We start from the raw sequence: 14,790 nt of genomic DNA, 5'->3' as shown, positions 1-14,790 counted from the left end.
TCTCCTCGCAGGCTCCGTCCGAGTTGGCAACGGACCCGTCAGGGCGCACTCTAGTGCAGCAATCGCCGGTAACCGGCTCGGACACGCTGGGCGGTTGCGGGCCGATGACGTCGGGGTTACAGCCGCTCGACCACCCAGTCGACGCACTGGGTGAGGGCGCTGACGTCGTCCGGGTCGACCGCGGGGAACATCGCCACGCGCAACTGGTTGCGGCCGAGTTTGCGGTAGGGCTCCGTGTCGACTATGCCGTTCGCTCGCAGGATCTTCGCGACCGCGGCGGCGTCGACATCGTCGACGAAGTCGATGGTGCCGACCACCTGGGAGCGCAACGCCGGGTCGGTGACGAACGGCGTGGTGTACGGGCGGTCCTGCGCCCAGGTGTACAGGCGCTGCGACGAGTCTGCGGTGCGCTTGACAGCCCAGTCGAGGCCGCCGTTCCCCAGCATCCAGTCGATCTGTTCGGCCATCAGCGCCAGCGTGCCGATCGCCGGGGTGTTGTACGTCTGGTTCTTCAGGCTGTTCTCGACCGCGATCGGCAGCGACAGGAAGTCGGGGACCCAACGACCCGACGACGCGATCGATTCGACCCGGGCGAGCGCGGCCGGGCTCATGATTGCCAGCCACAGCCCGCCGTCGCTGGCGAAGTTCTTCTGCGGCGAGAAGTAGTACGCGTCCACCTGTGTGATGTCGACCGGCAGGCCGCCTGCGCCGGAGGTCGCATCGATGACCACCAGGGATTCCCCGGAGCCCTCGGGGCGACGGATCGGGACCGCCACTCCGGTCGAGGTCTCGTTGTGTGCCCAGGCGATGGCGTCGACCGACGGGTCGGCCTGCGGCTCGGGCGCGCTCCCGGCGTCCGACTTGATGATGATGGGGTCACCGACGAACGGGTTCTTCGCGACCGCGGAGGCGAACTTCGAGCTGAACTCGCCGAAGGACAGGTGCAGCGAGCGCTTGTCGATGAGGCCGAAGGCCGCCGCGTCCCAGAACGCCGTCGCGCCACCGTTGCCGAGGATGACCTCATATCCGTCCGGCACGGAGAACAGTTCGGTGACCCCCGATCGAACCCGGCCGACCAGATCCTTGACGGGCGCCTGCCGGTGCGACGTGCCGAACAGCGGAGCCGCGGTCGTGGACAACGCCTGCAGTTGCTCCGGGCGAACCTTGGAGGGGCCGGACCCGAAGCGGCCGTCGCGGGGTTTGATGTCAGCGGGGATCTCGAGCTGCTCAGCCATGCCACTCAGGGTAGTGAGCGCGCCCGTGGCGGCGACGCGGTGGCCCGTCCAATCACGTCCGGGGCCGCGGCATAACCCCTGTTCGCGTCGCCCCGCGCTCAGCGGGGGATGTGAGCTATGCCACAAAATCCGACTGACCACTGGTCAGGCCACAGTGCGCAGACCGGTCTGGAAAATATCCGGTACCAGCGGTACTGTCGAGACACAGCACGTCCGAATGTAAACCTCGTTGGGGAGGCTGGGATATGGCCAGGACACGTATGGTTCGGCGTTGGCGCCGCAATATGGAGGTGCGCGACGACACCGAGTACGTGAACATGCTTGCCACACTGTCCGAGGGGTCAGTGCGGAGAAACTTCAACCCCTACATCGACATCGACTGGGACGCACCAGAATTCGCCGTCACGGAGAACGACTCGCGGTGGATCCTGCCGGCCACCGATCCGTTGGGGCGCCATCCCTGGTATCTAGCGCAGCCCGAAGAGCGCAAGATCAAGATTGGGATGTGGCGCCAGGCCAACGTCGCCAAGGTCGGGTTGCATTTCGAGTCGATCCTGATCCGCGGGCTGATGAACTACACGTTCTGGGTGCCGAACGGCTCCCCGGAATACCGGTACTGCCTGCACGAGTCGGTCGAAGAGTGCAACCACACCATGATGTTCCAGGAGATGGTCAACCGCGTCGGCGCCGACGTTCCCGGGATGCCGCGGACGCTGCGCTGGGTATCGCCCCTGGTTCCGTTGGTCGCCGGGCCGCTGCCGGTGGCGTTCTTCATCGGGGTGCTTGCCGGCGAGGAGCCGATCGACCACACGCAGAAGAACATTCTCCGCGAAGGGAAGTTGCTGCATCCGATCATGGAACGGGTGATGGCAATTCACGTGGCCGAGGAAGCGCGCCACATTTCGTTTGCCCACGAGTTCCTGCGCCGGCGGGTGCCGCAGCTGACCAGGCGGCAGAAGTTCTGGACGGCCCTGTACCTGCCGTTGACGATGAAGGTTCTGTGCCGGGCGATCGTGATACCGCCCAAGGCGTTCTGGCAGGAGTTCGACATCCCGCGCGACGTCAAGAGGGAGCTCTTCTTCCGGTCGCCGGAATCGCGGAAATGGTTGAGCGACATGTTCGCCGACGTCCGGATGCTGGCCCACGACACCGGCCTGATGGAGACGCGTTCCGCCCGGCTCATGTGGCGGCTCTGCAAGATCGACGGCAAGCCGTCGCGCTACCGTAGCGAGCCGCAGCGCCGGCACCTGGCCGCGGCACCGGCCGCCTAGGACAGCGCGGGTAATCGCCTATGCCGCACGTCATTACCCAGTCGTGTTGTAACGACGGGTCCTGTGTTTTCGCGTGCCCGGTGAACTGCATACACCCCACGCCCGACGAGCCCGGCTTCGCCACCTCGGAGATGCTCTACATCGATCCGGTGGCCTGCGTGGACTGCGGCGCGTGCGTGAGCGCCTGCCCCGTGGGGGCGATCGCTCCGGACACTCGGCTGGATGCCAATCAACTGCCGTTCGTCGAGATCAACGCGTCGTTCTACCCGGAGCGGCCGCGGGATGTGAAGTTGCCACCGACCTCGAAGCTGGCGCCGGTGATTCCGGCCGCCCCGGTTCGTGCCCGCCATCAGCCGCTGACTGTGGCCATCGTGGGATCCGGCCCGGCGGCGATGTATGCCGCCGACGAGCTGCTTACCCAGGATGGAGTGCGGGTCAACGTCTTTGAGAAGCTGCCCACCCCTTACGGGCTGGTGCGTGCCGGGGTGGCGCCCGATCACCAGAACACCAAGCGGGTCACCCGGCTGTTCGACCGGGTAACCGGTCATCGCCGCTTCCGCTTCTACCTCAACGTCGAGGTGGGCCGGCACCTGAGTCACGCCGACCTGTTGGCCCACCACCACGCCGTGGTGTATGCGGTGGGCGCGCCCGACGACCGGCGCCTCGACATCGAAGGGATGGGTCTTCTGGGCACGGGCACCGCCACCGAGCTGGTCGCCTGGATCAACGGGCATCCCGAGTTCACCGACTTGACCGTCGATCTCAGCCACGAGCGGGCGGTCATCGTCGGCAACGGCAACGTCGCCCTCGACGTGGCCCGGTTACTCACGACCGACCCCGCCGCGCTCGCTTGCACCGACATCTCCGACCGCGCGCTGACCGCCTTCCGTGGCTCCCGGGTGCGTGAAGTGGTGGTGGCGGCCCGGCGCGGGCCCGCCCACTCGGCGTTCACGCTGCCGGAGCTGATCGGGCTGACGGGCCGCTCGGAGGTCGTCCTCGACGCCGCCGACCACGAGCTGGTGGCGCGCGACCTCGCGGCGGCTTCCGACTCGCAGACGCGGCAAAAGCTGGAGGTCTTGAGCACGCTCGGCGTGGCCTCGGCGCCGACCTCGCGCCCCCGCATTCGGCTGGCGTATCGACTCACGCCGGAGCGGGTCCTCGGGGACCGCCGCGCCACCGGCGTGCGATTCTCCGTCACCGGCACCGAGCACATGCGTGACCTGGCGGCCGGGCTGGTGCTCACGTCGATCGGTTACCGCGGCAAGAGAATTGCCGCCCTTCCCTTCGACGAGTTGGCGGGTGTCGTCCCGAATCACGACGGGCGCGTCGTCGACCCAGGCTCTGGTCAACCTGTCCCGGGTGCCTATGTCGCGGGATGGATCAAGCGCGGGCCCACGGGGTTCATCGGCACCAACAAGTCGTGCTCGTTGCAGACCGTGCACGCGCTGGTCGGTGACTTCAACTCGGGGCGGCTGACCAATCCGGCGGGCCGGCCCGAAGCGCTGGACAAGCTGGTGCGGGCCCGCCGTCCGGACGCCGTCGACTCCCGCGGTTGGCGTGCGATCGACGCCGTGGAGATCGCAAGGGGCGTCGCCGAAGGACGGCCGCGCAAGAAGTTCACCGACATCGCCGACATGTTGGCCGCCGCGGCGGCCGTGCCTCCAGAGCCGGCGCCGCCGTTGCGACGCCGGCTGCTGGCCCGGTTGGGTGACAGGTAGCCGCGCGCTACATGCAGGACATCGCGGCCTGGATCTCTTCGCTGCTGACCTCGCGGACGGGCTGGCCCATCGACCAGTGGTGGCCGAACGGGTCCGCGACCACGCCGTAGCGGTCGCCCCAGAACTGGTCATCCAACGGCATCACCACGGTCGCGCCCGCGTCGACTGCGCGCTGGAACTTGGCGTCGACGTCACTGACGGTCAGGTGGATGGTCACCGGGGTGCCGCCCAGTGCCGTGGGCGTCATCGACTTGCCGCCGCACACCTCGGGGAAGTCGTCGTTGAGCATGATCATGGACCCGTTGATGCGCAGCGCCGCGTGGACGAGCTTTCCGTCCGGGCGAGGCACGCGGCCCAGCTCCTCGGCGCCGAACGCCTGGACGTAGAAGTCGATCGCCGCGGCCGCGTCGTCCACGACCAGGTGCGGTGATACTGCGGGCTCGACGTTGATCGCCATTAGTGGTCTCCCTGCTGTCGGTTGCCGTGCCAGCCCGACGACTGGCCCACGGTTATTGACTGCGGCCGCGACACAAACTCATCGCTGCCGGGACCATTCAAGCGCCGGGCACCGACAACATTCAGGCGTGAGTGAGGAGCCGGTCCCAGCCTTCGACGGCTTCCGGGCCGCGCGGGCCCGGGCCCACGTAGATGGCCGACGGGCGGACCAGCTTGCCGAGCCGCTTCTGCTCGAGGATGTGGGCGCACCATCCCGCCGTGCGGCCGCAGGTGAACATCGCGGGCATCATGTTCGCCGGCACGCGGGCGAAGTCCAGGATCACGGCCGCCCAGAACTCGACGTTGGTCTCGATGGCCCGATCCGGACGACGCTCGCGCAACTCGGCCAGGGCGGCCTGTTCCAGCGCGACCGCGACCTCGTAGCGAGGTGCACCCAGCCGCTCGGCGGTGGCGCGCAGCACCCGCGCCCGCGGGTCCTCCGCCCGGTAGACCCGGTGCCCGAAGCCCATCAGCTTGTCGCCACGGTCGAGGATGCCCTTGACCAGGGCCCGCGCGTCGCCGGTGCGCTCGACCTCTTCGATCATCGGCAGGACCCGCGCGGGCGCACCGCCGTGCAGCGGTCCGCTCATCGCACCGATGGCTCCGGACAGCGCCGCTGCCACGTCGGCGCCGGTCGAGGCGATCACGCGGGCGGTGAACGTCGAGGCGTTCATGCCGTGTTCGGCGGCGGACACCCAGTAGGCGTCGATCGCCTCGACGTGCCGGGGGTCCGGCTCGCCCTGCCAGCGGGTCATGAAACGCGCTGTGACCGTCGAGCACTCGTCGATGACTCGTTGGGGGACAGCCGGCTGGTAGATGCCGCGTGCGGATTGGGCCACGTACGACAGGGCCATCACCGAGGCGCGGGCCAACTGGTCGCGGGCGACGGCCTCGTCGGTGTCCAGCAGCGGCTTGTAGCCCCAGATCGGTGCCAACATCGCCAGGCCCGCCTGCACGTCGACGCGGACGTCGCCGGTGTGGATGGGCAACGGGAACGGCTCCGCCGGTGGCAGCCCGTGGCCGAACTTGCCGTCGACCAGCAGCCCCCACACATCGCCGAAGGTGACCTGCTGGTTCACCAGGTCCTGGATGTCGACACCGCGGTAGCGCAGCGCGCCGCCGTCCTTGTCCGGCTCAGCGATTTCGGTCGTGAAAGCGACCACGCCCTCCAGGCCGGGCACGAAGTTCTCGGGAACCACAGTCATGCCGAAAATTCTCGCACCCCACCTGCCGGCCGACGCTACCGGCCGGTAGCTACCCCGGTAGCGTTGGCGCGATGGCGGGATCAGGCCCGGGAGCAGGCAAAGATCACCTGCAGCGGATGCGCGTGGAGTATGGATCCGTCGAGAAGGACGGCAGCCCAGATCTCGATGTGGGCTGGCTGGACGACGGCTGGGTCGCCTTGCTGCGTCAATGGATTGACGACGCCGAGGGGGCGGGAGTTGCCGAGCCGAACGCCATGGTGCTGGCCACCGTCGTCGACGGCCGGCCGGTCAGCCGGACGGTGCTGTGCAAGAGCGTGGACGAGACCGGAATCACTTTCTTCACCCATTACGACTCGGCGAAGGGCGTCGAACTCGCGGCGACGCCATACGCGTCGGTCACCTTCCCCTGGTACCAACTGGGCCGACAGGTGCACCTTCGCGGTCCCGTGAGCAAGGTCGGCCCGCAGGTCACCGAGGACTATTGGGCCAAGCGGCCGCGTGGCTCCCAGCTGGGCGCGTGGGCGTCCCACCAATCGCGCCCGATTGCGTCGCGCGCCGCCCTGCTCGACCAGCTGAAAGAGGTCACCGACCGGTTCGTCGACGTGGAAAGCGTGCCGGTGCCGCCCCACTGGGGCGGATACCTGCTCGCACCCGAGGCGGTGGAATTCTGGCAGGGACGGGAGAACCGGCTGCACAACCGAATCCGGGTCGCCGGTGATCGGATCGAGCGCCTGCAGCCCTGACGCGGGGTCGATGCGCGCCGGGCTAAGCGTCGCGGCTGCGAGCGGGGCTGCAATCCTGGCGGACGATGGACGAGACGGAATCGGTGCGTCAGATCTGGCAGTCGCTCGGGCTGCCGGGAATCGTCGACGTGCACACGCATTTCATGCCCAAGCCGGTGATGGACAAGGTGTGGCAGTACTTCGACGACGCCGGGCCCCTGGTCGGGCGCCGCTGGCCGATCGCCTACCGCGCCGACGAGCAGGAGCGGCTTCGCACTTTGCGCGGGTTCGGGGTGCGGGCATTCACCTCGTTGGTCTACCCGCACAAACCGGAGATGGCGGCCTGGCTCAATAAATGGGCGGCGGAGTTCGCCGCGGCGACGCCGGACTGCCTGCACACGGCGACGCTCTACCCCGAGCCCGGCGTCGAGGGCTATGTCGCGCGGGCCATCGACCTCGGCGCGCGGGTGTTCAAGGTCCACATTCAGGTCGGCCGGTTTAGCCCAGCCGATCCGCTGCTGAACCGGGCGTGGGGCGTGATCGAGGACGCGCGCGTTCCCGTCGTCATCCACTGCGGCTCCGGTCCCGTCGCCGGCGCGTACACCGGCGCCGAACCCATCACGGCGTTGCTGGAGCGTCATCCCCGGCTGCGCCTGATCGTCGCCCACCTCGGGATGCCCGAATACGTCGACTTCCTCGACCTGGCCGAGCGGTACGACGACCTGTGGCTCGACACCACCATGGCGTTCACCCCGTTCGTGGAGGAGACCATGCCGTTCCCGCGGTCGGAATACGGCCGGCTTCGAGACCACGCCGACCGCATTCTCTTCGGGAGTGATTTTCCCAACATTCCCTACGGCTTCGTCGAGGCGATGCGCGTGCTGACCCGGCTGCCCGGTGCGGACGACGGGTGGCTGCGAAAGGTGTTCCACGACAACGCCGCTGGACTCTTCGGTTTGGCCTGACGCGCGGATCGAGGCCGCGAGGGTTGGGCGGTAGTACCTGATCGACACCGTGACCTGCTGGGCCACGTGACGGCTGGCGCCCATGCCGGCCACCGATTCGCCGGCCCCGGGTGACACATCGCGGTGGGGAATGGATGCGGTATTCGGGGGCTTTCGATACCTGACGGCAACACGGTCGTGCCGATGTCCTTCGTCGATCTGATCGCGATGGTCCTCGGCATGCCGCGCGCTGTTCCCGCAGAGGGCTGCCTCCGACGAATTGGTCGGGCGGTTGCAGGGGTCTTCACCGTCGTGGTCGGCGGTGGCCCCAGTGTGGCGGACGCGGTGCACGGCGCCGCGGCCGCCGCGATCGGAACGTCGGCGGCCGCGGCCGGCGACGGGGCACTGGTCGTTTTGGGCGTGGGGATCGCCGCGCTGGCCGCCCCGGCGTTCCTGCGATATCGGTCCCCGGAAGCGGTCGTCGAGCCAGACCGCCGCCGAGTCACCTGATGGATTGCTGAGGAACGTCCCCAGACCCGACCCCGGGCAGGCGGACCGTCGCCATAACGACTACCTTCAGTAATAAGCACTGAGTCCAGGGCAGCCATTTCAGCCAGAGCGCAAAGGGGTTCTCGTGGCCGACACCGACGACACCGCAACTCTGAAGTACCCGGGTGGTGAGATCGATCTACAGATCGTCAGCGCCACCGAAGGGGCTGATGGTATTGCGCTCGGCTCGCTGTTGTCGAAGACCGGGTACACGACGTTCGATAACGGCTTCGTGAACACCGCGTCCACCAAGAGCGCCATCACCTACATCGACGGCGACGCCGGGATCCTGCGCTACCGCGGTTACCCCATCGAGCAGCTCGCCGAGAAGTCAACCTTCATCGAGGTGAGCTACCTGTTGATCTACGGCGAGCTGCCCAACCAGCAGCAGCTCGACGAGTTCACCAACCGAATCCAGCGGCACACGATGCTGCACGAGGACCTCAAGCGTTTCTTCGACGGCTTCCCGCCCAACGCCCACCCAATGCCGGTGTTGTCCAGCGTGGTCAACGCCCTGAGTTCGTACTACCCGGATGCGCTGGACCCGATGGACGCCGAGCAGGTGGACCTTTCGACGATCCGGCTGCTGGCCAAGCTGCCCACCATTGCCGCGTATGCCTACAAAAAGTCGGTCGGGCAGCCCTTCCTCTACCCGGACAACTCCCTGAGCCTCGTGGAGAACTTCCTGCGGATGACGTTCGGCCTGCCGGCCGAGCCCTACGACGTCGACGCGGAGATCGTGCGGGCGCTGGACATGCTGCTCATCCTGCACGCCGACCACGAACAGAACTGCTCGACGTCGACAGTGCGGCTGGTGGGGTCGTCGCAGGCCAACCTGTTCACGTCGATCTCCGGTGGCATCAATGCGCTGTGGGGCCCGCTGCACGGAGGCGCTAACCAGGCCGTGCTGGAAATGCTGGAGCAGATCCGCGAGAGCGACGACAACGTCAGCGAGTTCGTCCGCAAGGTCAAGAACCGCGAGGCCGGCGTCAAGCTGATGGGCTTCGGCCACCGCGTCTACAAGAACTACGACCCGCGTGCCCGCATCGTCAAGGAGCAGGCCGACAAGATCCTGGCCAAGCTCGGCGGCGACGACGATTTGCTGAGCATCGCCAAGGAGCTCGAAGAGGCGGCGCTGACCGACGATTACTTCATCGAGCGCAAGCTCTACCCGAACGTCGACTTCTACACCGGCCTGATCTATCGGGCGCTCGGGTTCCCGACCCGGATGTTCACCGTGCTATTCGCACTGGGTCGGCTGCCCGGCTGGATCGCGCACTGGCGGGAGATGCACGACGAGGGCGACAGCAAGATCGGCCGTCCGCGTCAGATCTACACCGGCTACACCGAGCGCGACTACGCCGCGATCGACGGACGGTAATCGGTTTTCTGCTCGCGAGCGTGCGTGTTTGTGCGGCGACACGCCGTCGAAGGCGTACAGCTACGCACCCTCGCGGCGGGTATAGGCCATCACAGCGAGGCCAGCACCGCCATCGCCGCGTTGTGACCGCCGATGCCCGAAACCGCCCCGCCGCGGCGAGCGCCCGAGCCGCACAACAGGATGCGGTCGTGGGCCGTGGCCACGCCCCAGCGCCGCGCCGGGGTATCGAGCGGGTCGTCGTCCGCCGCGAACGGCCAGGCCAGTCCGCCGTGGAAGATGTTGCCGTCGGTCATCGCCAGCGTGCGATGCAGATCGAGCGTGGTCGTGGTCTCGATGCAGGGACGGCCGTGCGCGTCATCGAGCAGTACGTCTTGAATGGGTTCGGCCAGAACCGAATTCAGCGAGGTGAGCACCGACTCCGTCAGCCGCACCCGCAGCGCGCCGGGATCGGCGTCGTCGAACAGTCCGTGCGGGGTGTGTAAGCCGAACACCGTCATCGTGTGCGCCCCGGAGTCACGCAGCTCGGCCGACAGGATGCTTCGATCGGTGAGGGAATGACAGTAGGCTTCGCACGGCAACGGGTCGGGTAGCCGGCCCGACACCGCCCGCGCATACGCCGTGTCCAACTGGGTCCACGCCTCGTTGGCGTGGAACGTTCCCGCGAAGGCCTCTGCGGGAGTGACATTGCCGTCCCGCAGCGCCGGCAGCCGCCGCAGCACCATGTTCACCTTGACCTGCGCTCCCTGGGCCGACGGCGGCGCCTGCTCGCCCAACAGCCCGGCCAGCACCGTCGGCGTCACCGCCGACAGGACAAAGCGACCTCGGATCATGCGCTCCTCGTCGCCCACGCTGAAGCGCACCAAGCCGTCCGGCTGCACGGCGTAAGCCTCTGCGCCGGTGGAGATTTCGGCTCCGTAGTCACGGGCCGCCGCCGCCAGGGCCGCCGTCAGCGAGCCCATCCCGCCGATCGGGACGTCCCAATCACCGTTGCCCCCGCCAAGCACGTGGTACAGGAAGCAGACGTTCTGCATCAGCGCCGGGTCGTCCAGGCGAGCAAAGGTGCCGATCAGGGCATCGGTTGCGATCACGCCCCGCACCAGGTCGCTGCCCACCGCCTCGGCGATGGCATGCCCGATCGGCTCGTCCACCATGGCCCGCCACGCCACCGCCGCGTCCGGGTCGCCACCAGCGAGCACGTGGCGGCACGCCTCGTCGCGGGTGCGCAGCGGCTCGAGCAGCGTCGGCCACAACCGCTCGGTCACCAGCCGGCAGCGCCGGTAGAAAGCGGCGAAACCGCGCTCGTCACCAGCCGCGCCGATCGCCGCGAACGTGCCGGAACGCCCGATCAGCAGGCCGTCGCGCCCGCCGGTCGCTGGGTCGGGCGTGTATGACGCATACGGCCGCTTTGCTAACCGCACCGCGATGGCGAGGTCGTCGACGATTCGGGATGGCAGCAGGCTGACGAGATACGAATATCGCGACAACCGGACGTCGACACCGTCGAAGGCCTGCACTGAGACGGCCGCGCCGCCGACCTGCGGCAATCGTTCGAGCAACCGCACCCGCAGCCCCGCTCGGGCCAGGTAGGCGGCCGCGACCAGCCCATTGTGCCCACCGCCGACGATCACGACGTCGGTCTCGGGCGCACGCTCGCTCAGTTCAGGTAGCCCTCGACCTCGTCCGCCGGACGAACCTCCGCCTCCCGCGGGTCACCGCCGCTGTCGCGGAGGGCGCGACGCTGCCTTAGCAGGTCCCAGCACTGGTCCAGCTCGATCTCGACCCGACGGAGCCGGTCATGCTCCTCCGAGGCGTCGATGTCGCCTTGCTGGAGCTGGTCGCGAAGAGCTTTCTCCTCGGCGACCAGGTCGCGGATGTATGCCAGCGTCCCGCTGTCGGTCGGTTTTTTGCCGTTGCCCATCACTCCAGTGTGCCCGACTTGAGAGTTGCAGCGGGGATCGACTGGGTAGGCTGCATATCGCCTGCATGCGGGAACTGGAGGCGCCGAGCGACATCAGGGAGGGGGCGATAGTGGTTTTAGAGGCCGGTTTGCGGGACGCGGACGCGACTGCCGAGTCGAACAAAGTGCCGGAGTTTTATCGCCGGTCGCTGGGCCTTCCCTGGTTAATCGCCGTGCTTGTCATACCCTTGCTGATCGCGATGATCGGGTACGGCGCGTTGGACCGCACTCAGACGGTGACAGGACCCGGCGGCCCGCTCCCGACATTGGCACCGCAGTCCGGCGCCGGTGGCCCCAAGCTGTTGTTGGCCCCTCTTTCAATTGTTCGCAATGGCAACGACATAACCATCAGCGGCGACTTTCCGGACAACGCCGCGAAAGCCGCGCTGATCAGGTCGCTGAACGACGCCCTGCCTCCGGAAACCAACGTTATCGATCAAATCCGGATCAACCCCAATGTCGTCGCGCTGGCCTTCTTCGATGCTCAGCCGGTTTTCAGGGACAGCGCGTCCATTCCCGACTTCTCGCTCACGGTCAACGCGGACACCATAACGTTGGCGGGCACCGCCGGATCGCCGGATCAGGAGAACGCGATCGAGGGTGATGCCAGGCGCACGTGGTCGAACCTCTATGTCGTTGACCAGTTAGGCGTGAACGGTGCCGGCCAACCCGCGCCGCAGGTCGCGCTTCCCCAGCCCCCTGCCGCCGCCCAATGCGCCGATCTGCAGTCAGCCCTCAATGCCGTCACGGGTGGTCCGATCACCTTCGGGAACGACGGGTTCAGCCTTACTCCGGTCGACCAGCAGATCCTGGTCCAAGTCGCGGACAAGCTCAAGGCGTGCCCGTCGGCGCACGCCGCGATCAACGGTTACACCGACAATTCCGGCACCGAAGCCATGAACATCCCGCTGAGCACCCAGCGCGGCCAAACGGTCGCCGACTTCCTCATAGCCCACGGCGTGGCCGCCAACCAGCTCATCGTCAAAGGCCTAGGTTCGGTCAATCCCGTCGCGCCCAACGACACGGCGGACGGTCGCGCGAGAAATCGTCGAGTCGAACTCGTTGTGAGCTGAGGAGATTCGACGTGGGCTTCGTGATTCAGTGGTTGTGCTACCTGATTGCATTCGTGGCCGGCTCGGCCGTAGCGTGCTTGATCGCCAATGTCGTGATCAGACGTGCCTCGAACCAACAAGGTTCCGCCGATCCGAGCGGGCCGGCACGGCCGGGGGGCGGTGAATAACGTGCACTGGTCGATGTTCGGGTTGTCCTTCCTGATGGGGCTGAGCTTTACCCTTGTGCTGCTGGCCCGTCCCGTTCAACGCCATATCGCCGCGGCAGTCCGGGAGAACCGACCGCAGTGGCCGACCACCACCGCCACGGCGGTTGACGGCCTCTTCACCGCCGACGGCGCGGCCGATGACCAGTTCGCGACGACGAAGGTCGCCCCACTACCCGCGGTGAAGAACGCGGTCGCGAAACACGAGCCCACGACGACTCACATTCCCGCCGTGCTCGAATCCTTGCCGGAGGAGCTGGCCGCCAAGGACGCGTTCGCTGCGGTGAAAGCCGAGCCCGCCGAAGGCGCCTCGGCGGCGAAGGATCCGGTCGGGGCGGCACCGCCGGCGGATGCGGCCCCCACGGTGAAGGTCCCTGTCGAACAGGAACCTCCGCCGCGCAGGCCGGTGTTCGAAGATCCGTTCGCGGCGGCGAACGCCGCAGTCTCCGAGGAGCTCTTCACGACGAAGGCTCCGGTCGACGACGAGTCAACAAAGACGGACATTCCTGTCGAAGACGGCGCCCCGGCCGAGGGGACGTCGCCACCGGCGGATGCGGTCCCCACGACGCAGATTCCCGTCGAGCAGGAACCTCCGCCGCGCAGGCGGGTGTTCGAGGACCCGTTCGCGGCGGCGAACGCCGCGGCCCGCGATCTCTTGTCCAAGCCGCAAGACTCGGCGCCAGATCTGTTCTCGGCCACGCCGATTCCGGAAGAGCCCGAGGGCCTGCCGGAATCCGATGAACGCGAGTCCGAGCCACCGGCCGATGAGCTCGCGCCGGCGGATTCCGCCGCCGGCGAGGAGCCCCTGTCCGACGGCGCGGCGATCGACAGCGAAGAGCTGGTCGCCGAAGAGCCTGCGGTTCGTGAGGAGTTCTTCGCGGCGGCGCCGGTTGAGGACGAGTCTGGTGCGGCGGGGGTTCCGGTCGCGGAGGAGCCCGTCGCCGAGGTCGTTTTTGTTGTCGAGCCCGTGTCGTTGGGCGAGGCGCCCGACGCCGACGAGCCGGTCGCGGAGGAACCCGCCGTTCGTGAGGAGTTCTTCACGACTGCGCCGGTCGCGGAGGAGCCCGCCTCCGCGGAGGTTCCGGTCGCGGAAGAAGAGCCCGCGCCGGAGCCTGTTGTCGAGCCGGAGCCGTCGGCGGACGACCAGGCCGCCGCCGAAGGACCGGTCGCGGAGGAGCTTTCGGTTCGCGAGGAGTTCTTCACGACGGCGCCCACCCAGACCGAGTCGGCGACACACGGTTCCACCGACCAAAAGTCCTCGACAACAGACGTTCACGCCGACGCGGAAGAACCAAAGTCGCAGACCGTCGACGCCGATGAACTGCCGACGACGGCCATTCCCGTCCCGACGGATGCACCCAAGGCCAGGGTCTCGTTGCTTGCGCGGCTTCTGCGCAAGAAGGCACCGCCCGCCGACGATTCGCCGACGACAAAGATTCCGGTCGCGGACGATGCGCCCACAGTCAGGATCCCGGTCGTCAAGCAACCTCCGGCCAAGAAGATCCCGGCCAAGAGGACCCCGCCGGCGAAGAAAACTCCGCCCGCGAGGGGGAGACCGGTGCAGAAGGTTCCGCCGGTCAAGGGCGTGCCGGGGAAGAAGCCGCCCCCCGCACGACTGTGGCCGGAGAAGAAGATCGCGGCCGCGACGGGCGCGCCGGCAAAGAAGGCCCCGCCGGCGAAAGACGTGCCCACCAAGAAGATTCGCAAGCTCCCGTACGAGCCGTTCGGCCCGGGCTCCGCGCGTGCCACCGTCAACGGCGGCGGCCCGGCGGGCTGGCTGGTGAAGGGCCGCACCGACACCCGGTTGTACTACACCCCCGACGATCCGCCCTACGAACTCACCGTTGCTCAGGTCTGGTTCAAGGACGAGCGGTCAGCGGCGCGTGCCCTTTTCACGCCCTGGAGTAAGAGCTCGAAGAAGCGCTAATGGCATGAGTCGTTTCCGAGCGTGGGCCCTATGGACGAAAAGTGATGGGAATCTTTACTTTTCCCCCACGTTCGACGTATTCACCAGCGGGATGAACAGCTGAAAATGGT

The 14,790-nt window shown here is 67.6% G+C and carries 13 protein-coding genes and 1 pseudogene; 9 read left to right on the top strand and 5 right to left on the bottom strand.

What is annotated here, in order from left to right; translation table 11 throughout:
• Positions 1–116: 116 nt before the first annotated feature.
• A complete protein-coding gene (gene serC, locus SKC42_RS00765) occupies positions 117–1,235 on the bottom strand; it encodes a phosphoserine transaminase (protein WP_330962423.1) in 1,119 nt (372 codons plus the stop codon).
• Between the two features lie 245 nt (positions 1,236–1,480).
• Between serC and SKC42_RS00760 the strand changes: the two genes are divergently transcribed.
• Complete coding sequence (locus tag SKC42_RS00760) at positions 1,481–2,506, top strand: AurF N-oxygenase family protein (protein WP_330962422.1); 1,026 nt, start codon at positions 1,481–1,483, stop codon at positions 2,504–2,506.
• Positions 2,507–2,526: 20 nt separating this feature from the next.
• The gene (locus tag SKC42_RS00755) at positions 2,527–4,224 is read left to right on the top strand and encodes an FAD-dependent oxidoreductase (protein WP_330962421.1); all 1,698 of its coding nucleotides are present in this window, start codon (positions 2,527–2,529) and stop codon (positions 4,222–4,224) included.
• A 7-nt stretch (positions 4,225–4,231) separates the two neighbouring features.
• On the opposite strand, the gene SKC42_RS00750 is transcribed toward SKC42_RS00755, so the two are convergent.
• Complete coding sequence (locus tag SKC42_RS00750) at positions 4,232–4,681, bottom strand: VOC family protein (RefSeq protein ID WP_330962420.1); 450 nt, start codon at positions 4,679–4,681, stop codon at positions 4,232–4,234.
• A 121-nt stretch (positions 4,682–4,802) separates the two neighbouring features.
• Positions 4,803–5,924: a citrate synthase 2 gene (locus tag SKC42_RS00745; RefSeq protein WP_330962419.1), complete on the bottom strand. Its 1,122-nt coding sequence runs from the start codon at positions 5,922–5,924 to the stop codon at positions 4,803–4,805.
• A 116-nt stretch (positions 5,925–6,040) separates the two neighbouring features.
• On the opposite strand from SKC42_RS00745, the gene pdxH reads away from it, so the two are divergent.
• From pdxH to SKC42_RS00725, 4 genes and pseudogenes are all read left to right on the top strand, one after another.
• On the top strand, positions 6,041–6,667 hold the full coding sequence (pdxH, locus tag SKC42_RS00740; RefSeq protein WP_330962637.1) for a pyridoxamine 5'-phosphate oxidase: 627 nt from the start codon (positions 6,041–6,043) through the stop codon (positions 6,665–6,667).
• Positions 6,668–6,732: 65 nt separating this feature from the next.
• Positions 6,733–7,611 (top strand): amidohydrolase family protein, encoded by an 879-nt coding sequence (locus SKC42_RS00735; RefSeq protein WP_330962418.1) that lies wholly within the window; start codon positions 6,733–6,735, stop codon positions 7,609–7,611.
• Between the two features lie 211 nt (positions 7,612–7,822).
• Positions 7,823–8,100, top strand: a pseudogene (locus tag SKC42_RS00730) (MFS transporter); the annotation flags it as partial.
• A gap of 124 nt (positions 8,101–8,224) precedes the next feature.
• Positions 8,225–9,520, top strand: coding sequence for a citrate synthase (locus SKC42_RS00725; RefSeq protein ID WP_330962417.1), 1,296 nt, complete (start codon positions 8,225–8,227; stop codon positions 9,518–9,520).
• A gap of 89 nt (positions 9,521–9,609) precedes the next feature.
• On the opposite strand, the gene SKC42_RS00720 is transcribed toward SKC42_RS00725, so the two are convergent.
• On the bottom strand, positions 9,610–11,148 hold the full coding sequence (locus SKC42_RS00720) for a phytoene desaturase family protein (protein WP_442931919.1): 1,539 nt from the start codon (positions 11,146–11,148) through the stop codon (positions 9,610–9,612).
• Positions 11,149–11,174: 26 nt separating this feature from the next.
• Complete coding sequence (locus SKC42_RS00715; protein WP_330962416.1) at positions 11,175–11,438, bottom strand: DUF2630 family protein; 264 nt, start codon at positions 11,436–11,438, stop codon at positions 11,175–11,177.
• Positions 11,439–11,548: 110 nt separating this feature from the next.
• On the opposite strand from SKC42_RS00715, the gene arfA reads away from it, so the two are divergent.
• From arfA to arfC, 3 genes are read left to right on the top strand one after another with little or no spacing between them, the layout of a single operon-like run.
• On the top strand, positions 11,549–12,550 hold the full coding sequence (gene arfA / locus SKC42_RS00710) for a channel-forming protein ArfA/OmpATb (RefSeq protein ID WP_330962635.1): 1,002 nt from the start codon (positions 11,549–11,551) through the stop codon (positions 12,548–12,550).
• 11 nt (positions 12,551–12,561) lie between these two features.
• Positions 12,562–12,717: a channel accessory protein ArfB gene (gene arfB / locus SKC42_RS00705; RefSeq protein ID WP_330962415.1), complete on the top strand. Its 156-nt coding sequence runs from the start codon at positions 12,562–12,564 to the stop codon at positions 12,715–12,717.
• Complete coding sequence (gene arfC / locus SKC42_RS00700) at positions 12,653–14,680, top strand: channel accessory protein ArfC, sunset domain variant (RefSeq protein WP_330962651.1); 2,028 nt, start codon at positions 12,653–12,655, stop codon at positions 14,678–14,680. The genes arfB and arfC overlap by 65 nt, the downstream gene beginning before the upstream one ends.
• Positions 14,681–14,790 lie beyond the last annotated feature (110 nt).

The sequence above is a fragment of the Mycobacterium sp. 050134 genome, assembly GCF_036409085.1.
In the GTDB taxonomy this organism is placed as follows: Bacteria; Actinomycetota; Actinomycetes; order Mycobacteriales; family Mycobacteriaceae; genus Mycobacterium.
This window is presented reverse-complemented; position numbering and strand designations above follow the sequence as displayed.